Source organism: uncultured Campylobacter sp. (assembly GCF_937980635.1).
Classification (GTDB): Bacteria; Campylobacterota; Campylobacteria; order Campylobacterales; family Campylobacteraceae; genus Campylobacter_B.
Genome location: NZ_CALJPG010000030.1, coordinates 58,101 through 84,317, shown reverse-complemented (window position 1 = coordinate 84,317; position 26,217 = coordinate 58,101). Strand labels below are relative to the sequence as shown.

The window sequence follows — 26,217 nt, the reverse complement described above, 5'->3', positions numbered from 1 at the left end:
TCGCTTACTTTAGCAAAATCCTTTTCGTAATGAGCTTTCATATATTTTAAAATTTCTTTATTGCTAACGCCTTGGAAGTGCATTTTCTTGATCTCGAAGCGATATGCGTATAAGAAATCTTCGCTTTTTTTGGCGGTTGCGCGAAGTCTTGTTTTTTCATCTTTGAACGTCACGGAGATGAAGTGCGTAAGCCCGGGCGCAGTAACGGCGTTTTTGAACGCTTCGTCCTCCTCGCCGATCTTTTTTAAGATCGCCTTGACAGTGTAGCCCTCGGCGATGAGATTTGAAATTTTATCTTTATACGGTTTGTAGTCGAATCGCACGCGCCTAAAGCCCGTCTCGACGCTGATTTTTTTGTAGATCCTCGCATGCTCTCTAGATGTAAAATACCTCGATTTCAGCCCTTTACGGAGTTGTTCGGCAACCGCGGTAAAATCATCATAATCGGCGATAGACGCGATTAATTCCTTTTCGTTTACGACCCTGCCGTTAACGACCGCGATGGTAATGACCTTCATATTTTCTCCTTTGATTGGGCACAATTCTAACTTAAAACTATAAACTCAAATTTAATTATTTATTATCAAGGATTGCGTAGGATTTGCGTTTGCAAGGTAGAATTTTACGCGCTAAGATTTAGCATTTTGATTTATTTTTATATCTTTTTGTATTTATTCTCGCGCCGCTTTTTTATACTTTTTTGCATAAAGATGAAGCGAGCTTGCAGAGATAAATTTTACCCGCAAACTCTAGCTAAATTGCCCGCACAAGTTAGCTTTTTTTAAACGAAAAAAGCTTTTTGATCTTTGTAAGTCCTAGCTTCATGCCGCTATATTTCATCATCTTAGCCATATTCACCCACATTTCGCGCTCGTAGCACGGATGCGGGCAGTGGTGACAACGCGGTTTTTCGATATGCGGGCAGGCGCGCAGGCGCGCGTAGGCGTAACGCAGCATTCGCTCGCAGTCCGCACACAGATGAAAGTGCGTTTGCACGAGCCCCTTATCGTCTTTGTAGTCATGAAGCACGGCACCATCTTTTTTGAGCGCATCCGCATGCTTGCCATCGCAGTAAATTTGGATAAATTTTGTCACCGTATTTACTTCGTAAATAAATTTTTCGCTCGTCATATTTGATCCTTTGAGGCGGATTTTATCTAAAAGAGACAAAAATACTCTTGAGCGCGCTCAAGTTAGAATTCATAGAATTTTAAAATTCCGCGGAATTTTGCTTTATCTTTCGACCTTGTTGCTTAATAGAGTCGCAATGAAGCGCGTTTTGTCGTTTGAAGCAAGCGCGATTTGCAAGCTCATCGTAAGCGGCACAGCCAAAAATAGCCCGCCGATACCCAGCACGAAGCCCCACAGCAGTAGCCCTGCAAGTACGCTGATCGTAGAAAGTCCGAGCCCTTGCCCTAAAAATCGTGGCTCGATGATATTTCCGATCGCTACGTTTACGACCAAATAGATTGCAATAGTCCAGATGCTAGAGCTCATATCCATCGTAGCTAGCGTCACGAAAAGCGTCGGAAAGACCGCTACGATCGAGCCGATGGTAGGGATAAAATTTAGTACGAAGGCTAAAATCCCCCACAGCGCGGCATACGGCACTCCGAGTGTCCATAATCCGAGTCCGATCAGCGCGCCCGTGCAGGCCGAAGCGATGGTTTTAATGAGGAGATACTTTTTCAAATTTGAAGCAAATTTTTTGACGAAAGTGTGCGTCGCGTGGCTGCGCTGCGAAAAGTAGCGGATCTTTTCGTCCATCATAGAGCTTTCAAAAACCATAAACGAGACCATTATGAAGATGAAAAATCCCGTCGAGACGATCGAGCCCGTTTTGCGAAGCAGGGTAGAAATTTGCGCCGCGACCTCGTTAGGATCGACGCCTAGGCCTTGGACGTCAAACTCTACGCCGAAGCGGGTAAGCCTCGCGCTGATGCCTTGCAAGACGTCGTTAAATTTAGCCTGAAGCTCCGGTAGGCGCGCCGAAAATTCCTTGATCGCGTCAAAGATCACCGAGCCGAAAAAAACCATAATCGCTACGAACGCGAAAGTCACGAGCAGAAAGCTAAAGACGCGTCCGACGCGGAGTTTTTGCACATATAGTACCAGCGGCGAGACCAGCACGGTGATAAAAATAGCCAGCAAAAACGGCACGACGATGGTCTGCGCGGCTTTAAGACCTGCCAGGATAATAACTACGCAAGCGATGGAGATCAAGGACATCTGAAGTTTCAAGGCTTTTCCTAAATTTAGATTTTCGCTTTGGCGCGAAATTAAGGAGTGATTTTAACTAAAATTTCATAAAATTTAGCTCTGCTTTTAAATTTTATCCGCTAAATTTAAAGCTCGCTCGGTATCGTTCCGCTCGCACAGCTTTGGTTTTGCCGCCCGCTAAATTTAAAAACGCAAGCAAATCTCGGATCCGCCGTGGCAAAAATTAAAATTTTTTGCTAAAATTTTGTAAAATTTACATAAGCAGGATCAAAAATGAAACTTCCCAAACAGCTTTTAGATCGTTACGCCGCCGAGCGTCAAAGCGCGGGCGAGGCGCAGCGGACGGCGAATGAGATCGCCTTCGCGCCGGTGGTCTTTCAAGTCTCGCGACTGATGAAAAAATTTGGAATTTTAAGCGCGCTTCATGAGGCGGAGGGTGGACTAAGTATAAGTGAGATCGCGAAGAAACTCTCGCTTAGCGAATACGCCGTAAAGCTGCTTTTGGAAAGCTCACTTAGCATCGGCACGGTGCTGCTGTGCGGCGAGAAATTTCGGCTCAGCAAAGCGGGATATTTTCTGCTCACCGACGAGCTTGTCGGCGTGGATATGAACTTTATCCACGACGTCTGCTACGAGGGGCTATTTAGGCTCGAAGAGGCGCTAAAATCAGGCAAACCAGAGGGACTAAAGGTTTTTGGGCAGTGGGCTACGATCTACGAGGCGCTTTCGTATCTGCCGCCGTATGTGCGCAAAAGCTGGCTCGCGTTTGATCATTTTTATTCGGATTTGGCGTTTGGGCCTGCGCTAAAGATTATTTTCTCGCGCAAGACGGATAAAATTTTAGACGTAGGCGGCAATACGGGGCGCTTTGCCAAGCGATGCGTAGGCTACGACGAAAATGTGCGCGTCACGATAATGGATCTTGCGGGGCAAATTTCGATGATGAAAGACGCCGTCGCGGGCGCGCAGGGTGCAGAGCGCATAGACGGGCTTGCGGCCGATCTGCTAGATCCCGCTACGCGCTTTCCGCACGGCTTTGACGCGATCTGGCTCAGTCAGTTTTTGGACTGCTTTGCAGAGGAGCAGATCGTAAGCATCCTCTCGCGTGCGGCGGAGTCGATGAGCGAGCAGGCGCGGCTTTATATTTTGGAGCCGTTTTGGGACAGGCAGCGCTACGAGACCGCCGCGTATAGCATGACGCAGATCAGCGTGTATTTCGCCGCCATGGCAAACGGCAATAGCAAAATTTATCACTCGGACGATATGATTAAATTTGCTCAGCGCGCCGGGCTTAAAATTTCACGCATCCACGACGGGCTGGGCGTCGGACACACGCTGCTGTGCTGCGAAAGGGCGCGCTGATGGACGCGCAAAGCTTAAGCGCGCGGCTAAATAAGCCGATTAAAATTTTGCTAGTGCTTTTTGGAATCGGAATTTTGGCAAATGTGGCGATGGAATTTTATACGGAGAAAAAACGCGGCGAACTGGAGCGAAACTTCTGCGAAAGCAAGCAGGTGCGAGATGCGCTGGCGCGGATAAACGAGAGCGCGCCGCGCAGGATCGACGATGCTACGATTTTAAAAGGCGCCGCATGCGAAGAGGGTAGCTTCATATACGATTACGCGCTAAATAGCTCGCCGAATTTAGACCTTAGCGCGCTGGATGCGGGCGATGCGGAAATTTTAAAAGAGATGCTGCTTGCCAAGGCGAAGGCTAGCTTTTGCAGCACGGAATTTTCGCAGCGCCTGCGGGAGCTAGGCAAAACGATGGTGTTAAATTACGAGATAGAGGGCTTGCCGCCGATACAGCTAAATCTTGATAAAAATAGCTGCGAACGGTGAATTTTAAAACCCAAGCGAGGCATTTGATGAGCCGTGTTTTGTGTGGCGGCGCGTTGGCGGCTGGCACCTCTGCAAGCTTGTGAGTAAGCTCATGCTTTACGCATAATTTTATGTGAGCAGGTCGCGGATAAAATTTAGCAAGATTTCATCGCAGCAAATGCAGCGTAATAAATCCTAAAATTTTGACTCAAAATCTACGATGCTGTTTCAAATAAAATTCCGCGCAATTTATAGAATTTCGCGTTAAAGCTTTATGCGGTGTTTGCACTGCTGCACAGATATAATTCCGCGTGAAATAGTAAAATTTTAATGAAAAACGCCACTGACAGAACCTAGCACGAAATTAGATCGTGGCTTAAAAAGGACTCGCGCGTTTTAGCACTTTGTGGTGACGAAATACACGCTGATCCGCGTCATGCTATACGTGGCGGCGCTGTAAAAGCTAAGCAGAGATTTTTAGCATGTTGCTTTTGCACAGGCGAAATCGAAAGCGAGGCGGATAAATTTTAAGCGAATTTCTTAATGCTGCGAATATGAAATTTTATGCAAGCGTAGCAGCGAACACGAAAAGTTTATTTGCGGAGCTTAACCCTAAAAAATGGAATTAGGCGGTATGTTAAGGTGCGGAATTTATCGGCTCGCCGCACTTAAATATGGGCTACCAAGTTAATTTCATAACGTGATTTTTACGGAATTAAATTTGATGCCTAGAGCGCTGGCAAACTCGATATCAAAATCCAATGCCCCAAATGAGTAAATACCGCAAGAAAGCGCGTCTATGGGAGCTTTAAAGCCATGCTAATTATATCGCAGAGCTTAGGCGCAACGATCCGCAAGCGCTTGCCGCAAGATCGCCGCGACAAATTTTACCACAAGACGGCGGGCAAAAATAAGCGGCCAGATGCCGCTTACTACGCACAAAGGCGTAAGCACGATTAGTTATCGTTGATTACGTCCAAAATCTCTCTAGCGTGTACGGCGTAGTCGTTCGCCATCGATTTTTGAAAGATCCCGCCGATCTGCGCGTATGAGCCCTGACCGCCACCGAAAAACTCCTCCTCGCCGAAGTTGCGCTCCTTTACGGCGATATTTTGGTTGTAGATCGGCTTTCCGTTTTTAAACATTTTTAAACGTAGATTGTAGCGCACATAGGGCTTTGCCGAAACGTCGATGCCGTCGGAGCTGTAAAAGCCAAAGCCGAATGAGCTAAGCTCAGGCGCGATGACTAGCCCTTTGCCTTGCAGCGCTTTTTCGTCGTCGGTGACACTCACGCGCCTTAGGTAGGTGCCGAAGAAGCGCTTTGCCTCGCCTGCGACGAACTCGCCAACGTCGATTTTAAGCTCATCGTCTCTGCCTAGCTTCGAGCTTGCGGCGTAGCTTTTCGTTCCCATTAGCTCGCTAGGGATATAAATGAGCGCGCTTTGCATGGCGTTAGTCGCGCTTATAGTATCGTCAAACGGCGCTACGTCGGCGTTTTGATTAAACTGCGCTTCGTATGCGCAACCGCTAAAAAGCGCGCAAACTATTGCGGCTAGAAAGAAATTTTTCATTGTTTGCTCCATGTAAAAATTTTTGTAATTCTACCCCGCGGGTCTAAATTTTACGCTGAAACGGGCGGAATCGCTCTTCAATCCAAGCTAAAAAACCGCCTAAGCTTACGCTTAAACGTGTCTTTTGGAATTTGCGTATCGCCGAAATCATCGCTCCAAATTTCGTTTTTATCGGTAAACAAGCCTTTATTCTGCACCTGCGGCATAAAGACTACTTTGTCTGCAACTTGGACGCCCTTTTGCTTAAAATACTCTAGTATCTCATTCAGATCCCGCCTGGAGTATATATTTATAAGAAAATAATTTCTGTTTTTAAACCTTAACACGATATTTTTGCGGATTAAACCCAAAGGCTCGCCCGCTCTTACCAGCATATAAATTTTAAACGGCAAGATAAATAATATGAAATTTATCGTATGATATAAAAACAATACAGCCTTTCCTATGTGTACCCCTATGGACGACTTTTTATACAGCTCGTAGGACGAAAAACAGTGAAATCTTCCGTAGCTATCGTATAGCTCCGATATAACACAAAAACTCGCCTTATCTATATCGCAGGCATTGCAAATTTTTATTACTTCCTCTTTCTTGACAAAATAAAAATTATTTAGCGCCTGATTTAGCGATCTAGGCTTATCGTCGAAAGCATTTATATAGCTGATTTTATTATTTTCCAATAAAAAATACGCGGGACTGCCCTTTCTTTTAATAGGCCAAAGTAGTGTAGCCGGCAACAATAAAAAGATCACTACGATAAACATAACTAAATCGGCACTAAAATGCGTGTAAAATTCTAAGTTTAACGGAGTAACTTCTAAATTGAATATTTTATATAAGCAACCGAGTGAAAGAAAAAGAACGATATTGTTTTGAAAGTAAACCGCTCTGTCTATGATTTTGATCGGCTCTTTGTCGTAATCCCTCATAAAATTCCTTTTCGGTATGATTTTCGTATTTTATCGTCGTCTCGCTTTCGACGCGTTTAAAGATGCGGGGTATTTGCGGAGGCGCTTGCGGCGAGGCGAGTTGCGACAAGCCGTGGTTATCTCGGTCAAGCGAACATCGCAGCTCATCTGCGACTACTTCGAGGATTACTTCGGGTGCCAAGTGATCTCATCTGTGATTGCTGTGAGTAGAATTTTGCTCGAAACCTAACCCCAATCTCGCCGCGAAATACTCGCGCAGCATCCGCCTTCGCGCTTCTAGCCTTATCCAGACTACCCCGCGGGTCTAAATTTTACGCCGAAAACCGAAAAATTTCACGCCTTAAAGTCGTAGCTGAAATTTTTCAAAAAATATATGCGTAAAGCTTCGCGCTCGGCGCGGCTAGGACGGATGCAAAAAAATACCGCCGCGCCCGTATCGTCCCTCCCGCGCAGTAGCAGGCAGTCGCGCAGTCGTAGCCCCGCTCGTCCGTCTAGCCTCCGCGCGACGACGAGCTTTGAAGCGATCAAAATAGCAAAAATGCCCGCCGCTGTATAGATCGCAGCCTCGATAAAGCCGAATCTGATCGTCAAAAACACGCCCGCGACGTATGCGAAAAGAAGCAAGAATTTTAAAATTTCTTGCAGTTTCAAAAACCGCTCGTAGCTTAGAAACGGCACACGAAACGTCTGCACGAAGCCGAGCGACGGCTCTATCAGATCGACGCATCCAAGCATAAGATCGTATTTGTCTAGCCCTCTGCGAAAGGATATTTTAAGCTCGTCAAATTCCACGCGCGCCGCCTCTTTGTTACCGCTTCGCAGATAAAGTAACGCTAAAAACATAAAAACGATCGTCAGACTAGGTTTGGCTTGCTGCGAGCGTAGCAGGCTATCCGTATAAAACAGCTCCCCCGATCCGCCGATGTCCAAAGAGATAAAAATGCAAAAAAACGCAAGGATCGCTACGGAGAAAATTCTATAAAACGTATCGTCGCAGATGAGGCTGAATTCGGGCTTTTGCATTAGTTTTTGTATAGCGGCGCGTCGGTGATTTTAAATCTAAATTTATTGCCCGCGCCGATAAATCTCACGAAGCTCGCTACGTCAAATCCCTGTCGCGGCGCGCTTAGCGGCGGCTTGGCAAGGATCTCGAAGCTTAGCCCCGCGTAGTTGAAAAACTTGCCGCAGCGTCTAAAGCCGTGCCTGCCGTAGAATTCTATGCGGCGCAGGCGCTGCGCGAGGTTGGACGCATCCTCGTGCGGCGGCTCGACGTCAAGGACGATTTGCGCGCGCGGATTTTGCTCGGTGATGAGCGCGAGCAGCTTTGAGCCAAGCCCTAGCCCGCGGAATTTCGCATCGATCGCAAGGTACGCTACGTAAAAAAACTCGCCCTGCTTGCCGCTTGAGGATTCGCTCTTTTCGCAACGCGAAATTTTACTTTCATCGCGGCGCGAAATCCCGCTCTCATCGTAGCGCAAAATCTTTTCCTTTGCGGCGTCGGATGAAATTTCGCTCTCCGTGGCGCTCGGTGGAATTTCGCCGTGCACGCTCACATTTGAAATTTTATCTATCGCGGCACCGCGGCATAGTATTTCTCCCGCACTCGCCTGCTTTAAATCGCCGTCCGCGAGTTTTATATTATCGCTTGCTAGCCCTTGGTCCGCGCCCGCGCCCAAAACCCCGTCGCTAGCGCTTAAATCTAAAATTTCATCGCTCGTAACGTAGCGTGAAATTTCGTCGCTCTCAGCGCCGAAAGACCTCGCATCACAAGTGAATTCCGCGCCGCTATGGGCTTTGGATTTTAAAATTTTATCCGCATTTAGGCGGGGTAGTGGCTGTTTGTGGTGCGAAACCGCGCGCTTGTAGGTTTGCTCAGTCCTATAGACGAAAAATCCAACGAGCTCTTCGTCGCTGAAGCCATGCGTAGCACCGTTTTTACTATCTTGCCGCGCCGCCGCGCCGCTCAAATTTTGCGCCGCGCAGCTTTCGAGGCCTTGCCCCGCCTTTCCGCAAAAATCTCGCTGCGCCGCTTCATCGTGGATAGAATTTATAGCGTTCGAAAGAGCGGAGGCCCTTGCGCCGCAACTCTGATCCGTATTTTGCGAGCTCGCCTCCGCGACACAGAATTTTTGATCCGTCGTTTCAAGCTCCTGAATCGAAGCGCCCAAATTCACCGCACCAAAATTCCGGTCTAAAGCGCCGTAGTTTCGATCCGTCGCGCCGAAATTTTGCTCGCGTACGCATAAATTCTCATTCACCGCGCCCTGCGTACCGTAATTTTTACCCGCCAGATCGTTCGTTTTAAAATTTTCGTTTTTTGAATTCGCCGCTTTAAAATTCTCATGCGCCGCATCGCCGCACCCGCCGTCTTGATCTCGCTTCAAATTTAGCGCTTCCGATCTTGCGTTCGCCTGTACTTTGAAATTTTCACTCGTTAAATTTGATGCCTCAAAGCTCTTGCTCGTCGCCGAGTAATGCTTATCAGGCACGCCGCCGGCGCCCATGGCAGTAAAATCCTCGAAAATCGCCGCGATTTCAAGCTGTCCTTTACGCGACATTTTTAAGAAATTTTTTATGCTGATACGTTCGATTTCGGGGAACGCTGCGACGTTGATCGCCTCTATGCGCGCAATCAGCGCCGAGTCCTCGCCGATACGCTCAAGTCTCATTTGCCCTCCTTGTCGCGATAAGCCTACCGCGTAAATTTAAAATTTGCCTGCCTAGCTCGCGGGGATTTCATCGCTCGGCCCTTAAATTTAATGAAATTTCGCGAAATTTAAGGGACCGCGCGTCTAAATTTAATCCTCGCCGTAAATTCGCTTTAAATTCCCCAGCGTCGCGCTCGCGTTTAGCAGCAGCGCATCGGCGATCGCCAGCCGCGCCATTGCAGTAGCTACGACGCTGCCGCGCACGGCGATACACGGATCGTGCCGCCCGCGCAGCTCGCAGATCGCGTCTGCGCCGCGCACGTCCACGCTATGCTGCGCCATGAAAATGCTCGGAGTGGGCTTAAAATGCGTCGTTATCTCGATAGGCGCGCCGCTACTTATGCCGCCTAAGATCCCGCCTGCGTTGTTGCTCGCGAAATTTGCGCCGATCTTGCCGCCGTTGGTGTGGATCGAATTTTTGCTAGCGCGCATAAAATCGTTATTTTCGCTGCCTTTTAGCGTGCTTGCCTTCACTCCGGCGCCGATCTGCACTGCCTTTACGCCGTTTATGCCCATCAGCGCGCCCGCAAGCGTCGCATCCAGCTTGCCGTACAGCGGCTCGCCGAGCCCAGCAGGCACGCCCGTGACGCGCGTTAGCACGCAGCCGCCGATACTATCGCCCGCATTTTTGACGCTTAGAATTAACTCCTTTTGTGCGCCCTCTACGGCGGGATCGAGCGCGAAAATCTCGCTGTTTTGCGCAAAGTCGAAGTCTAAATTTCCCGCGTAAATTTCGCCCACGCCGCAGATTCCGCTTTTTACGGAAATTTTAAAGTGATTTAGCAGGATTTGCGCAAACGCTCCCGCAGCCACGCGCACGGCGGTTTCTCGCGCGCTTGCCCGTCCGCCGCCTCGGTAATCGCGCAGTCCATATTTGGCAAAATACGAAAAATCGGCGTGTGCGGGGCGGAAAATATCCTTGAGATTTTCGTAGTCCTTTGAATGCTGGTTTGCGTTGCGGATGATAAATCCGATCGCCGCGCCGGAGCTGCGACCGTCAAAAATTCCGCTTAAAATTTCGATCTCGTCGGCTTCTTTGCGCGGCGTAGCATATTTGCCGCCCGGTTTGCGGCGGTCAAGCTCGCTTTGGATATTTGAAGGCTCGATCGCCACGCCAGCCGGAAAGCCGTCCAAAACGCCGCCGATCGCCGCGCCGTGGCTCTCGCCGAAGGTGCTAAGGCGTAATCTCTCGCCGAAAGTATTCATAGCGCGCCTCCTTGTCTATCCGTATCACGCCCGTTTCGCTCATTGCTTTTTTTAGCGCTCGGCGTGCCGCCTGATGCGCCGGCGCGGTCGCTCTTTTTGCAGCCATGCGCCCGTCCGCTGCCGCCTCGTGAGCCTTTTTTGCCGTCCTGAGCGCAGTTCGCGCCGCTTTGTACGTCACTGGCGCATGCCGTTTGCTCACTATTTTTCGCGCTAGTGCCGTGTGAGGCGCCGTTTTGTAAAAGCTCGATCGCAATTTGCGCGCATTTTTGCTCTGCTTCTTTTTTGCTGGCTCCCACGGCGGAGGAGAGCCGCTTGCCGCCTACGAGCGCCGCCATTTCGAAGCTTTTTTTATGATCTGGGCCGCTCGAGCCTAAAAGAACATATTCGGGCGTGACGCCGAATTTTGCCTGCGTGAGCTCTTGCAGCGCGGTTTTGTAGTCTTTAACGAGCTCGTTAAAGCTGATGCGCGGATAGAGGATTTCTAAGATTGTAGTCGCGATGCGGGCGGTGTTTTGCAGCCCGCTCTCAAGATAGACGGCGCCCATTATCGCCTCAAACGCGTCCGAAAGCAGCGATGGCTTCTCGCGTCCGCCGTTGCGCTCCTCGGACAGCGACATATTCAGGTTCTCGCCGATGCCCAAAAATTTTGCAAATTTAGAAAAGCTGCTTTCGTTCACGAGCGCGGCGCGCAGCTTGCTCAGATCGCCCTCGTCGCTGCTAAATTTTTTGAAAAGATACTCGCCCACGATCAGATCCATCACCGCATCGCCTAAAAATTCCAGCCTCTCGTTGTTGTGCCCGTTTTTGGCGCTTTTGTGCGTAAGAGCGATCTTGAGGTGAGTCGGGTTTTTAAATTTATAGCCCAGTTTTTCTTGCAGTTTTTCTAAATTTTGCATCTTTGCCCTTTATTATAAAATTTTACGAAATCCGCGGCGGCTCGCAAGCAAACGATATTGCTACAAACAAAACCTGCGCAAGCGAAACGAACGCGAGCACAGGTATAGCCCGCGTTAAATTTGCATTAACGCGGCGAATGAAGCGCGCCAGCGACGATCTGCGACGAATAAAATTTAAACGTGCCCGCTAATTCTAACGCAAGCCGTGCCGAAGCTCGCTCGCCGCAAATTTAATCTTCGCCAAAAACGCGCCTGCCCTCAAATGCAAGAGCTCGATTGCATGAACGAAATGTGCTAAAACCAGCTTTGGGCGATAAATTTACGCCGAAGCGGCTCTGCGCACAAAGCAAATGCGGGCAAATCCATGCTTAATCCGCGCAACCGCAAGCTTCGCTGCAGAATTTTAGCCCTTTATCGCTTCTGCGGCCGCGCGAGCCATAGCGTCGCACTCCTCGTTTTGCGGATGTCCCGCATGCCCCTTGACCCAGAAGGCCTTGATCTCGTGAGGCGCCGCCGCCGCAAGGTATCTGCGCCACAGATCCGCGTTTTTTTTGCCCTTAAAATCGGTAACGACCCACTTTGCGAGCCAGGAGCTTATCGCCTTAACGACATATTCGCTATCGGTAAAAAGCTCGACGCGGCATGGCTGCTTAAGCGCGCTAAGTCCCATTATAGCGGCCGTTAGCTCCATTTGATTATTTGTCGTCATCCCCTCTGCGCCGCTTGCCTTTTTTACTGCGTCGCCGTATTGCAGTATGTAAGCCCAGCCGCCCGCTCCCGGGTTTCCGAGGCAGCTGCCGTCGCTAAAAAGTTTGACCGATTTCACCGGTTTTCTCCGAAATTTGCGCTCTGATCTCCATGCTGCCTAGCTCGTAGCAGACCGGGCAGCGGTGCGAGAAAAGCCCCACCGAGCTTTTGCACTTCGCGCAGGTGTAGCTAAAGCTAAGCCCCGCGTCCTCAAAGCCCGCGTCCTTCATAGCTATAAGCGCGTTGATCTCAAAAATTTTACTCGCGCTCTGCGGCTTTTGATCGCTTTTTCCGAGCGCGTAAAAAAGGGCGTTATACTCCGCATCCTGCGTATTTACCGCCGCAGGGAAATCATAGATCAGATCGATCGCCTGCTCGATCGGCGGGAAGCGATCAAAGCCCTCCATAGGCTCTTTGTTTTTGATAAAAAGCTCCATGCAGAACCGCCCCGCGCCTTTGAAGTTTAGCTTTGAAATTTTAGCGATCTTTTTATTAAACGGCGTATTGGCGTCGTTTGCGATGATCTGAGCGCGCTCGAACTGGCTTTGAGCATATACTTCGGCATCCTGCTCGCGTAGCGCGTCAAGCACCTCAAGCGCTTCATTAAAGCGCTTGAGCCGCTCATAAATCACCGTAAGGTGCGTAAGAGCCTCTTTGTTTCTGGGGCGCAGCTTCAGCGCCTGCAAAAACACCTCTTCTGCGCGCCCTAAAAAGCCCGCTTTGAAATATACGATACCGAGATTTGTAAGGATAAACTCCCTCTGCACGCCGCCGCTAGCCTTGCCTAGCGCGATTAGATAAATTTCTATCGCGCGCTCAAAGTCGCCGCTTTTGACAAAAGAGCTAGCCAAAATTCCAAGCGTCGGGATATCAATTTGAGGGCTTGCCAAAAGCTGCCTGTGCTCGGTGCTAAGCGCGTCTAGGGTATCAAATTTTTTGATAAAATTCTCTAGGCTCTGCCTCTCGTTTTTTTTAGAAAAAACTCCCCAAATGTAGCTTAGAATCGACACTAGCAAGATTATACTTATCAGCATGATAAGCCCGAAAATCGGGTCGCGATCGTCTAAGAAAAAATTATCCAAATCAAACCTTGTCGCAAAAATAAAGGGCAATTATAGCAAAGTGCGGGTATAATTTTGCTTATGATTAAAAACGAAAGCATAGAAAATCTGCTGGCCACCGTAGATATCGTAGACGTCGTAGAAAAATATATCCCGCTTAAGCGCAGCGGCGCAAATTTTGTAGGCGTCTGCCCATTCCACGACGATTCGCACCCGAGCATGAGCGTGAGTTCAAAGCTTGGAATTTTTCACTGCTTTTCTTGCAAGGCGGGCGGCAACGCGATTAAATTTATCCAAGATTACGAAAAGATAAGCTTTCCAGAAGCGGTCGAAAAGCTTGCCGGGATGTATAATTTCGCGCTGCAATACACCGGCGCTAAAGTCCAGGAGCGCAGCGAAGAGAAGAAGGTGCTCGGGATTTTAAACGCCTACTATCAAAGCTGCCTTTATCAAAACCCCGCCGCCGTAAAATACCTGCACGAACGCGGACTGAGTAATGCGACTATTCGCAAATTCGGCCTTGGCTACGCAGGAGCTAGCGCGCAGACGATCAGGGTTTTGCAAAACGAAGAAATTCCGCCGCAAGACGCGCTAAATACGGGCGCAGTGAAGCAAAACGAGCGCGGGCTTTATGCTAGCTTCATCGAGCGCATTACCTTTCCGATCTACAACCACGCGAGCAAACTCGTGGGCTTCGGCGGCCGCACGATAAGCGATAATCCCGCCAAATACGTCAATTCGCCACAGTGCGCGCTGTTTGATAAATCTAAAATTTTCTACGCATTCGACCTTGCGAAAAAAAGCGCGATCGCCAAAAAAACCCTCATCATCACCGAGGGTTACATGGACGTCATCATGCTGCATCAAGCGGGCATCGACAACGCCGTAGCGGTGCTCGGCACGGCGCTGACGCCCGCTCATCTGCCGCTTATAAAGCGCGCGGAGCTTAACGTCGTGCTTAGCTTCGACGGCGACGCCGCGGGCATCAATGCGGCGATAAAGTCGGCGCGGCTTTTATGTCTGAATAAGATCGACTCAAGCGTCGCTATAATCGGCGGCGGTGCCGATCCTGCGGATATGATTGCGGCGGGGAAGGTGCGCGAGCTAGAGCAAATTTATGCTAGCGGCATGGAGAGCGGGGAGTTTCTGATCCGAAGAATCGCTAAAAAATACGACCTCGCTCGCCCCGTGCAAAAAGAAGCGGCGCTAAATGAGATCAAAGAATTTACCGCAGCGCTCGGCCCCGTGCTTGCCGAGTCCTATCAGAGCCTAGTGGCGCAAATTTTAAACGTCTCGCCGGGCTCATTCAATCTCGCCGCTGGCGGTAAAAATTTCGGCGCGGGCTTTGAGGGGCGAAATTTTAACGATGACGGGAGCTTCGGCTCTCGCGATTTCGGCTCTTACGGAGGGCACGGCGCAGACGGCAGGGGCGGTGCGAGCGGGAGCCTAAACGGCGGAAATTTTGTTCGCGAGCAAAACACGGCGCGCTACGAAAGCTCTGCGCCGCCTGCGGCTTCGGCGAGGCTCGGGCGGACGCTACTGCGCCGCAAGGAGATCGCAGAGCTTCAGATCATAAAATCGATGCTGCTTGATGGCGAGATGGCGGAGCTCGGGCTCGGCTGCTTGGAGCGGCGTGATTTTCGCATGCACGGCGATATTTTCGAGGCGTTTTTGGCTTTCTCTCGTAGCGGCGGGAATTTTAAAAATTTCATCATGGGCGAGGGCGGTAATGCGAATGGTAGCGCTTTCAAAAATTTTACTGCGGGTGGCGCGGGAGAAAATTTTAACCGGGGCGAGAGCGTAAATTTAAAAAGCGGTGAGAGCTCTAGCGAGCAAAATTTTAGCGGGCAGGGCTCTACGGGCGCCGTAAATTTAAAAGGCTCCTCCGCGCAGCAGGGTGCAAACGGCGGCGAGAAGCAAGAGGGCACAAATAACGGCGAGAAACGGAGCTCAAGCAGCGGCGCAAAGCAAGGTGAGAGGGAAGCCGCCGCTCAAAATGTTCAAAGCGCTCAAAATAGTCAAAATACTCAAAGCGCAGAAAACGAAGCCCTTGAAAATCTGCGCGCGCTTGCGCTGGACGATGAAATTTTGCCTATCGGCGGCGCGGCGCTTTTTAACGACGCGTGCAAAATTTTACGCCGCAACGCCCTGCAAGATCTGATGCAAAAGCTCAAAAACTCCGACGCGCCCGACAAGATCGAGCGGATCTTGGAGTATCAAAAAAAGATCAACCAACTCAAGTAAAGGAACGAAATGAAGGCATTGGCGCTCTTTAGCGGCGGGCTTGACTCCATGCTCGCGGTCAAACTCATCGTCTCGCAAGGCATCGAGGTGCTCGCGCTGAATATGGATATCGGATTTGGCGGCAAAGACGATAAGAGCGAGATCATGCGCCGCAGAGCCGCTGCTGCGGGGGCGGATTTTAAAAGCGTCGATATCAGAAGCGAATATCTGCGGCAGGTGCTTTTCGAGCCCAAATACGGCTATGGCAAGCACTTCAACCCCTGCATCGACTGTCACGGATATATGTTTAAGACCGCGCTTGCGATGCTGCAAGGCGAAGGGGCGAGCTTCATCATCACGGGCGAGGTGCTCGGACAGCGCCCGATGAGCCAGCGCGCGCAGGCTCTAGCTCAGGTCGGCGGGCTTAGCGGCGATGAGGAGGGGCTGATCCTGCGTCCGCTGTGCGCGAAGCTACTGCCGCTCACGACGCCCGAGATCAAGGGCTGGGTAGATAGGGGCGCGCTGCTTGACATCAGCGGGCGCGGGCGGGCTAGACAGATGCAGCTGGCGGCGGAGTTCGGCTTTGAGGATTATGAAACGCCCGCAGGAGGCTGTCTGCTAACCGTGCAGAGCTTCAGCGAGCGGATCAAGGATGCGGTAAAATTTGAAAAGATCGAAACGCCCGCGGACGCTGAAATTTTAAAATTCGGGCGTCATCTGCGCCTACCTGAGGGCGCCAAGCTCATAATCGGACGCGACGAGAGCGATAACAAAAAGCTTGCCGCCGTGCAAAATACGAAATTTAGCGAGATAAAATTTAAAGATGACGTCGTGGGCGCGCTAAGCCTGCTAAGTAGAGGCGCGAGCGAGGCGGATAGAGAGCTTGCGGCGAGGCTGGCGCTGACCTATGCCAAAACGGACGCCGCGCGCAGCTATGCCCTGCTCATAGACGGCAGCGAGCTGAGCACAAGCCCATTTGAAAGCAAGGATGCTGCGCGCGAGTATTTTGTGTAAAATCTAAACCGCCATCCAGGTTGTATTTGATAGGCGTAAAAACGATACATAAGCGCAAAAAGCTGCGATAGCAGATACAAGAGTAAAATTTAAACGGCGACGCCCGAAAAACGAGCCGAAAATGCGGCGGCGAGCTAGCTAAATTTAACCGCTGCGAGCGTTAAATTTAAAAGTAAAAGCGAGCAAGTTTTATAAGCTTAAGGAGCGTTTATGGAGTATTTCAAGCCGTTTTTTGTAAAGATCGCAGGTCGCGCCAGAGAAGGCGACCATACGAGCGCGCATGATCAGATCATCGCGCCGCTACTGCAAAATGCGCTCGCCGCCTATGTCTATAACGGCCGCAAAGATAGCATCGTGGGGGCATTCGGTAGCGTAGAGCATCCGCTAAACTTAAACGAGTTTAGTTTTCTCGTGCGCGAGCGGGGTAAATTTCGCCTCGATCTCTCGCGCGAATGCATAAACGGCGCCGAAATATTTTGGAACGCTTGCAGCTTTAGGCGAGGCTCGGTTATTATTTTGCTCGAGGGAGAGTTTGATTTGGCACCTATTTTACGCCGCTGCGCCGAGATAAGCATAGACGAGACGCCCAATATGGGCAACAGCCCCTCGGCGACCAAGCTTGCCAAGCGCGCGATGAGCGAGGGGCGGATCGCCGTGCTTTTTAACGCATCAAACGGAATAGAGTGGATGGATATCTATGCGCCCGAGGCAGTGCAGGATAAAATTTTAAAACTTGCGGATGAGATAAATGGAGATGAAATTTAGAAATTTAAAAGTAGGGCTCTGCATTAAATTTCACGCCGAATAGCATTATGCGCTCCTGTGCACGCAGACAAAAGCAGAGGTCGCAAAAATAGGCCTCGCCTATCATCTTCGCTTTCTTGCCAAAAGATAAAACAAAATGATCGCTGCTAAAACCACCGCAATTGCGGCGTAAATTTTACCCATGCCACCGTAGCTTTTGGAGTCGTCGCTTAAATACAGGTTTATTACCGCGCCGTTATCAGTCGAAATTTCAAGCTTTGCGCCCTTTGCGCCGTTTAGCTTTACGCGCAGCATATTTGCCGCGGGGCTTGAAATTTCGGGCTTATCCATAAAGGAGTAGCTGGTTTTGTAGCTTTTCATCAAATCGTTGCAGTCTTTGGGAGCTACGAATATATCGTAAAATGCACCGTTTTTCACGCTCAGATTTTCTCCGCCTTGCACGACGAAGTATCTAAATTTAGGCGCTTGCGTGATAAACTCCCACCGTAGTGTTTTTTGCTTGCCGCCCTGCTCGTAATTAAACTCTGCGCCGTATTTGGCGTCGAATTTAAAAACATCTCGGCTGAAAAGCACGAACTGCCTATCACTTAAAATGGCGTTAGGATCGGAGTTTTTGTCTAAAATTTTAACGTTTTGAAGCTCCCTGCCGCCTTCGTAAATTTTAAAACTTTTCATCGTTACGGGCGGCCCCTCGGCATTAAACTCCACGCTTACGGGGTTTGCGGTGATTTTGCACTCTGGCATGGGGTCTGGAATTTCATTGCTGAAAAACGCAAGCGCGGGCTCGTCGTTCGGGTAGTAGACGTAAGGGTGCGAGTTTAGCGCGGTAGCGCTTTTGAACTTATCCTCCCTCATCCGTAGCGTTTCGTTTTTACACATCCCAAGTAGAAATTTGCCGCTTCCTTCGTCGTTTAAATTCCGCGAGCAAAAGGCGTTGAGGCGCGAATTTCCCATCTCAAAAACGTAGCTACTTTTTTTGCCGTGCTCAAAATAGCCGATGCCGATCTCATCCGAGGCAAAATCCAAAAATGCAAATCTATGGTAAATCGCGCTTAAAAGCCCATCGATCGCGCTTTTAAGATCGCTTGAATTATAGGATAAATTTTCCCTCACGACGGCACTATAGCCTGCGTAAAAAGCGCGCTTTGACGGATTCTCGCCCGTAAAATTCGGCTTGCCCGGGGTCTCGTCGTGCGACATCGCCTCGTTTGCGACGACATATTTTGCGTGATTAAGCGCAGAGGTGTTTAAAATTTCATTCTGCGAAAGCTGATTTAGCCCCGATTTTGCGCGCACATTGTTGATGTAGCTTAACGGATCGTCGTAAAAGGAAAAGCCGCTCATCGCAACAAGCGGCTGTTTTAAATTTGAAGGGGTGTTTTCGCATGCGGCAAAAAGCGCGCAGATCGCCCCGAGGCCCAGAAGCCTAAGCCGCAGGGCCCGCTTTAGCAAACTCGACCCCTTCTTTTACATCCTCGTAGCGTTTGAAATTCTCTTCAAACATCTTTGCGAGCTTATCGCGCGTGATATTATACTCCGCCGGGTGCGTCCACGTGTTGATCGGATTTAGCAGCTTCGTCTCGACGCCCGCGAGCTCTTTTGGGATCGCGAGGTTAAATTTCTCGAAATTTTCAAATTCGCACTTTTTGATACTGCCGTCAAGGATCGCGTTTATGCACGCGCGCGTGGCTTTGATGCTCATTCGCTTGCCCACGCCGTACGCGCCGCCGCTCCAGCCGGTGTTTACGAGATAGACGCTGACGTTGTGCTTGTCGATCTTTTCGCCCAGCAGCTTAGCGTAAACGGTCGGGTGCAGCGGCATAAACGGCTCGCCGAAGCACGCGCTAAAGGTCGCCACCGGCTCTGTGATACCGCGCTCGGTGCCTGCGACTTTGGCCGTGTAGCCGCTTAGGAAATAATACATCGCTTGCTCTTTAGTAAGCTTTGCGACCGGCGGCAAAACGCCGAATGCGTCGGCGGTTAGGAAGATTATGTTTTTGGGATGGCCGCCCGCGGAGCTTGGCTCGTAGCCCTCGATATGATAGATCGGGTAGCTGACGCGGGTGTTTTCAGTCTTGCTGCCGTCTTTGTAATCCACGATGCCAGCCTCGTTGGCGACCACGTTTTCAAGCAACGCGTCGCGTTTGATCGCGGCGTAAATTTCAGGCTCGCTGCTCGGGTCTAAATTTATGCACTTCGCGTAGCAGCCGCCCTCGAAGTTAAATATCCCCTCATCGTCCCAGCCGTGCTCATCATCGCCTATTAGCTTGCGATTAGGATCGGTCGATAGCGTCGTTTTACCCGTGCCGCTTAGACCAAAAAATAGCGCCGTGTCGCCCTCTTTGCCCACGTTTGCCGAGCAGTGCATGCTTAGCTTGCCCTCAAGCGGCAGCCAGTAGTTCATCATAGAAAAAATTCCCTTTTTCATCTCGCCGCCGTACCAGGTGCCGCCGATAACCGCGACGTTTTCCTCAACGTTAAAAATAACGAAAACGTCGCTGTGAAGCCCGTCGCTCGCGTAATCTTCGTTTTTACATTTGCACGCGTTGTAAACGACGAAATCAGGGCTAAATTTAGCTAGCTCGCTCTCGTTTGGACGGATGAACATATTTTTAACAAAATGCGCCTGCCACGCGACTTCGGTTACGAAACGAACGTTTTTGCGGCTGGATTTGCTAGCGCCGCAAAATGCGTCTTGGATAAAGATTTCCTTGCCGCTTAGCTGGGCTTTGGCTTTGGCTAAAAGCTTATCGAAAAGCTCTTTTGAGATAGGCTGATTTATCTTGCCCCAGGCGATGTATTTTTGGCTCGGGTCCTGCTTTACGAAATACTTATCTTTGGGGCTGCGACCCGTAAAAATGCCGGTATCTACCATAAAGGTGCCGTTGCTAGACACGCGCCCTTCACCCCTTGCCTTTTCAAGCTCGAAAAGCTCGTCGTAGCTTAGGTTGTGGTTGATTTTTTTGATATTTTTAAGACCTAGTTTATCCAGATCGTTCGGAGTTGTCATTTTGCGTCCTTTTTAAATTAAATTTTGATAAAAGATTGCGCTATTATAGCTTAAAATTTAGGTGAGCTCGCTTAAGCACCGAGGATGATCGCCATGAAATTTAGGCGGAAGCGCCCGCCTAAATTTTAGAGCTTATCTTAAAATCGCGAGCACCTGATCGGCATCGACCGTATCGCCTTGAGCAACTAAAATTTTATCGATTACACCGTCACGCGGGCTTTCGATATTTATCTCCATCTTCATCGCTTCAAGAACGATGACATTCTGTCCCGCCTTAACAGCGTCGCCTTCCTTTATTAAAATTTTAAATACGTTACTAGGAAGCGTCGCTTTTACTTCGTTGCCGTCCGCGCCGCTTGCCTTGCTTTCAGGAGCGGCTTGTACTTGTGGCTTTGCGGGTGCCGAGGTATTGAAGCTGACGTCGTATTGATCGCCGTTTACGAGTACGTTTTGTCCGGCAAATTCTACGCTATAAATTTTGCCGTTAATCTTAACGTCAAATTTGCCATTTTTAGAAATACCGCTTTGATGGCTTGCGGCGGGTGCTACGTCCTCTTTTTTGCGGCTCATCACCTTGCCCTCGCCTTTTAAAAACGCGATGCCCTTTTCTTTGCACGCAAGCGCGATGAATATGTTCTCCTCGCTAGGCTCGACGCCCTGCTCGCGTAGAAGTTTCTGCGCATACGCGACGCTCTTGCTCTCGTCGGCATCGGCGATATCTACGGCGTGCTTGGTCGTAGGCTGTAGTCCCAGCTGCTCCGCCGCCATCTTAATCACGCCCTCATCGGGTTTAACGGGCGTTTTGCCGAAATAGCCTAACACCATCTTGCCGTAGCCCTCGGCGATCTTTTTCCACGGGCCGAACATTACGTTGTTAAACGCCTGCTGGAAATAAAACTGACTAACCGGCGTCACGCTCGTGCCGAAACCGCCCTTTTCTACGACCTCGCGCATAGCCTTGATGACGGCTGGGAATTTGTCTAAAATTTTATTATCGCGCATCATCTGGGTGTTTGCTGTAAGCGCGCCTCCGGGCATCGGTGAAAACGGAATGAGCGGGCTTACCTGCGTAGCCTCTGGCGGCATAAAATAATCCTTCAAGCACTCGCCCAAAACCTCTTCGTATTTTAAAATTTTCTCTGCGTCTAGGCCCAGGTCGAAATTTTGCCCCTTCGTCGCGTGCAGCAGCGTGAGGATGTCCGGCTGGCTCGTGCCGCCGCTTACGGGATGCGCGGCAAGGTCGATGCCGTCTACGCCCGCAACGAGCGCAGCCTGGTAGCACGCGACGCTAACGCCCGCCGTCTCGTGAGTGTGCAAGCGGATATGCACTCCGTCGCCTAAAATTTTACGCGCGCGCTTGATCGTCTCATAGACCTTCTGCGGGCTGCTGGTGCCGCTTGCGTCTTTGAAGCAGACGCTATCAAACGGAATCTGCGCGTCTAAAATTTGACGCAAAATTCTCTCATAAAACGCAGCATCGTGCGCGCCGCTGCATCCAGGTGGCAGATCCATCATCGTAACCACGACTTCGTGTTTAAGGCCGTGACGATGTATACACTCGCCGCTAAATTTTAAATTTTCCACGTCGTTTAACGCGTCGAAATTTCGAATCGTCGTCGTGCCGTGCTTGGCAAAAAGCTTGGCGTGCAGATCGATGATCTCGCGGCTGCCTGTATCGAGCGTGACGGTATTTACGCCGCGGCTAAGAGTTTGCAGGTTCGCCTCAGGCCCCACGATGCTTCTAAATTTATCCATCATCTCAAAGGCGTCTTCGTTTAGGTAAAAATACAGGCTCTGAAACCGCGCGCCGCCGCCAAACTCGAAGTGCGTGATGCCGGCGTCTTTGGCCGCGCTAACGGCAGGCAAGAAGTCCTGCATCGCCACGCGCGCGCCAAAAACCGACTGAAATCCGTCGCGAAAGGTCGTATCCATAACATCGATAAGCTTTTTAGCCATTTCTAGCTCCTATGTTAAATTTAGCGTGAATTTTAATATTTCTAGCCTAAAAAAGCTTTTAAACCGAAAACCCCCGGAAAGATTGCGAGCGTTAATAGCACTAGAATTTGCAATAAAATAAAAGGCAGTACGCCCTTATAAATGTCCGTGGTATGGATTTGCGGCGGCGTCACGCCCTTTAAGAAAAATATCGAAAATCCAAATGGCGGCGTCATAAACGATGTTTGTAAATTTACAGCGATTAAGATCGCAAACCACACGGGATTGATATGCAAAGACTCTACTATCGGCAAAAGTATCGGCAAAATGATATATGAAATTTCGACATAATCGAGAAAAAATCCAAGCACTATGATAACTACCATCGTAAGCGCGATAAATCCCCATGCTTGACCGGGCAGATTTTCCATAAAATTTTTTACGACCTCATCTCCACCCGTGTAAGAAAAAATCATCGAAAATGCCGTGGCGCCCATCAAAATCATAAAAACCATACCTGAAATTTTAGCGGTATTTTTTAGCGCGTCATAGATCAGCCTAAACGAAAACGTGCGGTATAAAACAGCTAGCGCTATCGCACCCAAGCAGCCTACCGACGAGCTCTCCGTAGGCGTAGCGATGCCCGCAAAAATAGATCCCAAAACGAGCAAAATCAGCACAAGCACCGGCACGACGTTTTTAAGCGCGATAAAAATTTGCTTTGATTTGCTAAGCCCCTCTAGCGGCGGAACAGGCGGCGCATAATCTTTGCAAATATATGAAATAATCGCAATATAAATCACGTAAAAACCCACTAGCACGAGCCCTGGAATAACTGCTGCGGAGAAAAGATCACCTACAGAGACCGAAAGTATATCACCTAAAATAATCAGCACGATCGAGGGCGGGATAATCTGCCCAAGCGTGCCCGCAGCAGCGATAGTGCCAGTAGCCAGTGGCTTATCGTAGCCGTATTTCATCATCACGGGCAAACTGATAACGCCCATAGCGATGACAGTCGCACCCACGATGCCCGTCGTAGCCGCAAGTAACGCGCCTACCAAAACGGTGCTGATCGCCACGCCGCCTCGTACGCCGCCGAATAAAAATGCCATCGACTCTAATAAACGCTCCGCAAGGCGAGTCTTTTGCAAAATCATACCCATCAAAATAAAAAGCGGCACCGAAATTAGCAGCTGATTTTCCATAATCGAGTAAATTCTATTAGGCATCAGTGAAAAAAACTGCCTGCTCATATCCTCGAAAGCTTCGGTTAAAATTTCAAAGCCCTGCGCGTAATCCCACGCCTCACTAAGTCCGTAGATAAAGCCGAAAATCACCGCTACAGCACCGAACGTAAACGCAACTGGAAATCCCAGTAGCAGCATAAAAAGCGCTGCCGCAAACATCACTATGCCTATCATAGCTCGCCACCTTTTATCTTGCCATGGCAAAATTTCGCCCAAGCGCAAAAAGTGTGAAATTTATAGAATTTTAAATTTAAGCTCATTTTGCCCTCACACACTCTGTGCGCCCGAAGAATTTCCACTAAGAAATTCCGAGCCTTTGTTTTCCCTAACATCAAGCAGGGCGTTAATATTTTTAATCAAAAATCCAAACGCGTAGATAAATAAAAACGCATAGCTAAGCGTGATTGCGGACTTGATGATCCAAAGATGCTGCATGCCGCCAGGATTGGCGCTGGCCTCATGGCTCGTATAAGCCTCGCTTACATAATCGATCGAAAAGAACGCCACGAGCGCCACGAAAGGCAAAATGAAAAATATCGTGCCTAAGATATTTATGAGCGCTTTTGCAGTGGGGCTAAAATTTTCGTAAAAAATATCCACGCGAACGTGGGCGTTTTCTTTAAGCGCGTAGGTCACACCGAATAAAAACATCGCCGAATATAGCCACCACGTAAGTTCTTGCATAGCGACGGAATTTGCGGCTGGAAAAAGATAGCGCGCCACAACGTTGTAAAAAACGACTATAACTAAAAGCGCCAAAAATACGATACTCAATACGCCTAAGATATTTGCAAACGCATCAAAAGCTCTTTCTAATTTGCGTAAAAAACCCTTCAAAATTTTACCCTTTGCTTTAAATTTTTGCTATAAAAGCTGGAATTTTAGCAAAAATATCTGCAATTTATTATAAAATCATGCGAGGAAAGGATTTTTATGATTTTAAAATTTCAAAACAGATACTCTAAAAAATTTCTCGCTTTTTGTGCTATCTGGGCGCTTTTTTGGCTAGCATTTTCATATTTTTTCTTGCAAAAATTCCTTTTTATCTATCCAGAAAGCTTTAGCATTCACGTGAGATTCGGGCTTTGCGCCATAGCGCTAGGAGCGGTGATTTTAGCGGTTTGTGGCAAGGACGTTTACGGCGCGATCTGCGGATATGCGGTGTGGTTTTACGGCGCGGCGCTAGGATTTGTCTCGTCGCTAAATTTAGCTAAAATTCACACGGTACTGCGAGGGAACGGAGATATGAGCGGGATGAGCGGCTGCGGTGGAGCGGTGAGATTTTTAAATTTTGATCTAAGCATAGTGCCAATTTTTAAGCCATTTAACAGCTGCGCATTCGACGTACCGGCGGTACCGACCGATACAATGCTAGAGGGGCTACAAGCTAAACTGACGGCTCTTTATAGCGGAGGCTGGTATCTGTTTCCAGCAAGCAAAAGCGTGGATCTGGCGCAATTTTGGAGTTTTATCTTTATATTTTTCGCAATTATTTGGATGATTGGAATTTTTCTTGGATTTATAAATAAGAAGGCGCAGAGATAGTCCCTGCGCCAAAGAAGCTACTGCTTAATAATCAATAAAGCGTCAGACGCATAGACGGCATTTATATTCTTTAACCCCGGCATATCCCATACCTGAGCGCATAAACCATCCATCTTTTTTGTAAGAGTAACCTTGGTTTTGCTATCGACGGTATATGTAGCACAAGTCTTGCCTTTTACGGTAATAGGATTTTTAACATTTGTCATGTTGTTAAAACCTGTCGTGCTATTATCATACTCGCCTTGCGAAGTATAATAAGCCATTAGATCAGTCAGCGATGTAGATACATTCTGCGCTGCTCTAACGACTTCTGCATCATCGCGTGTAGCTGCTAGTTTTGGAATGGCAACTGCCGCCAAAACACCTAAAATCACGATCACGAAAATTAATTCGATCATAGTAAAGCCCTTCATGTTTTTATCCTTTGATAAAAAATTTTTGGACTTATATTATAGAACGTTTACTATAAATTTAACTTAAAAATTCTTTGCGAACTCCAACATTTTAGGCAATAATTTTACCGCACTCGCGCCGACCGCCAAATAATGGTTATTTATCAGGCTTTTTCCATTATAAAGCGGCGCCTTCATTATCTTTAGATCCACTACCGCTCCGCCGCTTTGATGCAACAAAAAATCTCCCGCGGCGATGTCCCAAAGCGAACAATCGCTAAATCTCGCATATGCGCTCGCACCTCCCTCGGCTAAAATGCAAAATTTTATCGCAGAGCCCTTGCGCACGAGCTGCATTCCAAATTTTTGCGCAAATTGCGGATATTTTTCGGATTTGCTATGTCGGCCGTGCATGAAAATTTGAGGCGCGCTAGCGGGGCGAGCGAGCAGGACGCCGTTTTTATAGACTCCGTCGCCGTTTGAGCTATATACGTCGCCGCTTACGGGCACGCCGATCGCCGCTAAAATCGGGCGCCCATGCTCGATCAGCGCGATGCAGACGCAAAACTCGCCGTTGCGTGCGATGAACTCCTTCGTGCCGTCCAGCGGATCTATGAGCCAAAATCTCTCCTCGCTCATGCGCTGTTTGCTATCCAGTACGCGCTCTTCCGAGCAGATCGCGATGCCGCTGGGCTCTAGAGTACGCATTATCACATCGTTTGCCGCAAGATCGGCATTCGTAAGCGGCGATCTGTCCGCTTTGACAAAAATATCGAATTTGTCGTAGTTTTGCATTATCGCGGCGTTTGCCTTTTTTGCGGCGTCCTCGGCAAGCGCCAAAAGCTCATCCAAGCCCACTTTCGCTCCTTAAATTTAACGGTGATTCTATCAAATTTAAAATTCTAAATGTCTAAATTTACGCAAG

General features: G+C 49.2%; 24 protein-coding genes and 1 pseudogene. 7 read left to right on the top strand and 18 right to left on the bottom strand.

Going from position 1 to position 26,217, the window contains the following annotated elements; genetic code table 11:
• The 3 genes from Q0460_RS08745 to Q0460_RS08735 form a co-directional block, all read right to left on the bottom strand.
• Positions 1 to 518: hypothetical protein (locus tag Q0460_RS08745; RefSeq protein ID WP_299086382.1), on the bottom strand; the 518-nt coding region annotated here is incomplete at its 3' end.
• Positions 519 to 771: 253 nt separating this feature from the next.
• A complete protein-coding gene (locus Q0460_RS08740) occupies positions 772 to 1,131 on the bottom strand; it encodes a nitrous oxide-stimulated promoter family protein (RefSeq protein WP_299086381.1) in 360 nt (119 codons plus the stop codon).
• 102 nt (positions 1,132 to 1,233) lie between these two features.
• Positions 1,234 to 2,241, bottom strand: coding sequence for an AI-2E family transporter (locus tag Q0460_RS08735; RefSeq protein WP_299086380.1), 1,008 nt, complete (start codon positions 2,239 to 2,241; stop codon positions 1,234 to 1,236).
• 252 nt (positions 2,242 to 2,493) lie between these two features.
• Between Q0460_RS08735 and Q0460_RS08730 the strand changes: the two genes are divergently transcribed.
• Positions 2,494 to 3,582 carry a methyltransferase gene (locus Q0460_RS08730; protein ID WP_299086379.1) on the top strand — a complete coding sequence of 363 codons (1,089 nt, stop codon included), beginning with the start codon at positions 2,494 to 2,496 and terminating at the stop codon, positions 3,580 to 3,582.
• Positions 3,582 to 4,061, top strand: coding sequence for a hypothetical protein (locus tag Q0460_RS08725; RefSeq protein ID WP_299086378.1), 480 nt, complete (start codon positions 3,582 to 3,584; stop codon positions 4,059 to 4,061). The genes Q0460_RS08730 and Q0460_RS08725 overlap by 1 nt, the downstream gene beginning before the upstream one ends.
• Before the next feature lie 935 nt (positions 4,062 to 4,996).
• Here Q0460_RS08725 and Q0460_RS08720 read toward each other — a convergent pair.
• The gene (locus Q0460_RS08720) at positions 4,997 to 5,611 is read right to left on the bottom strand and encodes a hypothetical protein (protein ID WP_299086377.1); all 615 of its coding nucleotides are present in this window, start codon (positions 5,609 to 5,611) and stop codon (positions 4,997 to 4,999) included.
• A 77-nt stretch (positions 5,612 to 5,688) separates the two neighbouring features.
• Positions 5,689 to 6,540 (bottom strand): hypothetical protein, encoded by an 852-nt coding sequence (locus tag Q0460_RS08715; RefSeq protein WP_299086376.1) that lies wholly within the window; start codon positions 6,538 to 6,540, stop codon positions 5,689 to 5,691.
• Between the two features lie 85 nt (positions 6,541 to 6,625).
• Here Q0460_RS08715 and Q0460_RS08710 point away from each other — a divergent pair, with 85 nt between their 5' ends.
• The gene (locus tag Q0460_RS08710) at positions 6,626 to 6,769 is read left to right on the top strand and encodes a hypothetical protein (protein ID WP_299086375.1); all 144 of its coding nucleotides are present in this window, start codon (positions 6,626 to 6,628) and stop codon (positions 6,767 to 6,769) included.
• A gap of 104 nt (positions 6,770 to 6,873) precedes the next feature.
• On the opposite strand, the gene Q0460_RS08705 is transcribed toward Q0460_RS08710, so the two are convergent.
• The 6 genes and pseudogenes from Q0460_RS08705 to Q0460_RS08680 all read right to left on the bottom strand — a co-directional run bounded on the left by Q0460_RS08705 (position 6,874) and on the right by Q0460_RS08680 (position 13,179).
• Positions 6,874 to 7,563 (bottom strand): hypothetical protein, encoded by a 690-nt coding sequence (locus Q0460_RS08705; RefSeq protein WP_299086374.1) that lies wholly within the window; start codon positions 7,561 to 7,563, stop codon positions 6,874 to 6,876.
• Complete coding sequence (locus Q0460_RS08700) at positions 7,563 to 9,209, bottom strand: N-acetyltransferase (protein ID WP_299086373.1); 1,647 nt, start codon at positions 9,207 to 9,209, stop codon at positions 7,563 to 7,565. The genes Q0460_RS08705 and Q0460_RS08700 overlap by 1 nt, the downstream gene beginning before the upstream one ends.
• 129 nt (positions 9,210 to 9,338) lie before the next feature.
• Positions 9,339 to 10,454 (bottom strand): chorismate synthase, encoded by a 1,116-nt coding sequence (gene aroC, locus Q0460_RS08695; RefSeq protein ID WP_298028368.1) that lies wholly within the window; start codon positions 10,452 to 10,454, stop codon positions 9,339 to 9,341.
• Positions 10,455 to 10,687: 233 nt separating this feature from the next.
• Positions 10,688 to 11,350: pseudogene (gene rnc / locus Q0460_RS08690) on the bottom strand (ribonuclease III); the annotation flags it as partial.
• A 403-nt stretch (positions 11,351 to 11,753) separates the two neighbouring features.
• The gene (rnhA, locus tag Q0460_RS08685) at positions 11,754 to 12,176 is read right to left on the bottom strand and encodes a ribonuclease HI (protein WP_299086372.1); all 423 of its coding nucleotides are present in this window, start codon (positions 12,174 to 12,176) and stop codon (positions 11,754 to 11,756) included.
• Positions 12,154 to 13,179, bottom strand: a complete 1,026-nt coding sequence (locus Q0460_RS08680) for a tetratricopeptide repeat protein (protein ID WP_299086371.1) — start codon at positions 13,177 to 13,179, stop codon at positions 12,154 to 12,156. The genes rnhA and Q0460_RS08680 overlap by 23 nt, the downstream gene beginning before the upstream one ends.
• A gap of 60 nt (positions 13,180 to 13,239) precedes the next feature.
• Here Q0460_RS08680 and dnaG point away from each other — a divergent pair, with 60 nt between their 5' ends.
• The 3 genes from dnaG to Q0460_RS08665 all read left to right on the top strand — a co-directional run bounded on the left by dnaG (position 13,240) and on the right by Q0460_RS08665 (position 17,160).
• Complete coding sequence (gene dnaG / locus Q0460_RS08675; protein ID WP_299086370.1) at positions 13,240 to 15,402, top strand: DNA primase; 2,163 nt, start codon at positions 13,240 to 13,242, stop codon at positions 15,400 to 15,402.
• Positions 15,403 to 15,411: 9 nt separating this feature from the next.
• The gene (locus Q0460_RS08670; RefSeq protein WP_299086369.1) at positions 15,412 to 16,395 is read left to right on the top strand and encodes an argininosuccinate synthase domain-containing protein; all 984 of its coding nucleotides are present in this window, start codon (positions 15,412 to 15,414) and stop codon (positions 16,393 to 16,395) included.
• 210 nt (positions 16,396 to 16,605) lie between these two features.
• The gene (locus Q0460_RS08665) at positions 16,606 to 17,160 is read left to right on the top strand and encodes a hypothetical protein (RefSeq protein ID WP_299086368.1); all 555 of its coding nucleotides are present in this window, start codon (positions 16,606 to 16,608) and stop codon (positions 17,158 to 17,160) included.
• Between the two features lie 102 nt (positions 17,161 to 17,262).
• Here Q0460_RS08665 and Q0460_RS08660 read toward each other — a convergent pair whose 3' ends face one another.
• The 5 genes from Q0460_RS08660 to Q0460_RS08640 form a co-directional block, all read right to left on the bottom strand.
• Positions 17,263 to 18,612 (bottom strand): CAP domain-containing protein, encoded by a 1,350-nt coding sequence (locus Q0460_RS08660; RefSeq protein ID WP_299086367.1) that lies wholly within the window; start codon positions 18,610 to 18,612, stop codon positions 17,263 to 17,265.
• A complete protein-coding gene (gene pckA, locus Q0460_RS08655; protein ID WP_299086366.1) occupies positions 18,587 to 20,170 on the bottom strand; it encodes a phosphoenolpyruvate carboxykinase (ATP) in 1,584 nt (527 codons plus the stop codon). The genes Q0460_RS08660 and pckA overlap by 26 nt, the downstream gene beginning before the upstream one ends.
• Positions 20,171 to 20,302: 132 nt before the next feature.
• Positions 20,303 to 22,126, bottom strand: coding sequence for a biotin/lipoyl-containing protein (locus Q0460_RS08650; RefSeq protein ID WP_299086365.1), 1,824 nt, complete (start codon positions 22,124 to 22,126; stop codon positions 20,303 to 20,305).
• 41 nt (positions 22,127 to 22,167) lie between these two features.
• Positions 22,168 to 23,529, bottom strand: a complete 1,362-nt coding sequence (locus tag Q0460_RS08645; protein WP_005871492.1) for a TRAP transporter large permease subunit — start codon at positions 23,527 to 23,529, stop codon at positions 22,168 to 22,170.
• A gap of 93 nt (positions 23,530 to 23,622) precedes the next feature.
• Positions 23,623 to 24,192 (bottom strand): TRAP transporter small permease subunit, encoded by a 570-nt coding sequence (locus Q0460_RS08640; protein WP_177387492.1) that lies wholly within the window; start codon positions 24,190 to 24,192, stop codon positions 23,623 to 23,625.
• A gap of 96 nt (positions 24,193 to 24,288) precedes the next feature.
• Between Q0460_RS08640 and Q0460_RS08635 the strand changes: the two genes are divergently transcribed.
• Entirely contained in the window at positions 24,289 to 24,900 is a 612-nt protein-coding gene (locus Q0460_RS08635) for a hypothetical protein (RefSeq protein ID WP_299086364.1), read from the top strand.
• 17 nt (positions 24,901 to 24,917) lie between these two features.
• Here the strand turns inward: Q0460_RS08635 and Q0460_RS08630 are convergent, their stop codons facing one another.
• Together Q0460_RS08630 and Q0460_RS08625 are read right to left on the bottom strand one after the other, a co-directional pair.
• Positions 24,918 to 25,313 carry a type II secretion system protein gene (locus tag Q0460_RS08630; protein ID WP_299086363.1) on the bottom strand — a complete coding sequence of 132 codons (396 nt, stop codon included), beginning with the start codon at positions 25,311 to 25,313 and terminating at the stop codon, positions 24,918 to 24,920.
• Between the two features lie 63 nt (positions 25,314 to 25,376).
• Positions 25,377 to 26,150 carry a 3'(2'),5'-bisphosphate nucleotidase CysQ gene (locus Q0460_RS08625; RefSeq protein WP_299086362.1) on the bottom strand — a complete coding sequence of 258 codons (774 nt, stop codon included), beginning with the start codon at positions 26,148 to 26,150 and terminating at the stop codon, positions 25,377 to 25,379.
• Positions 26,151 to 26,217: the final 67 nt, after the last annotated feature.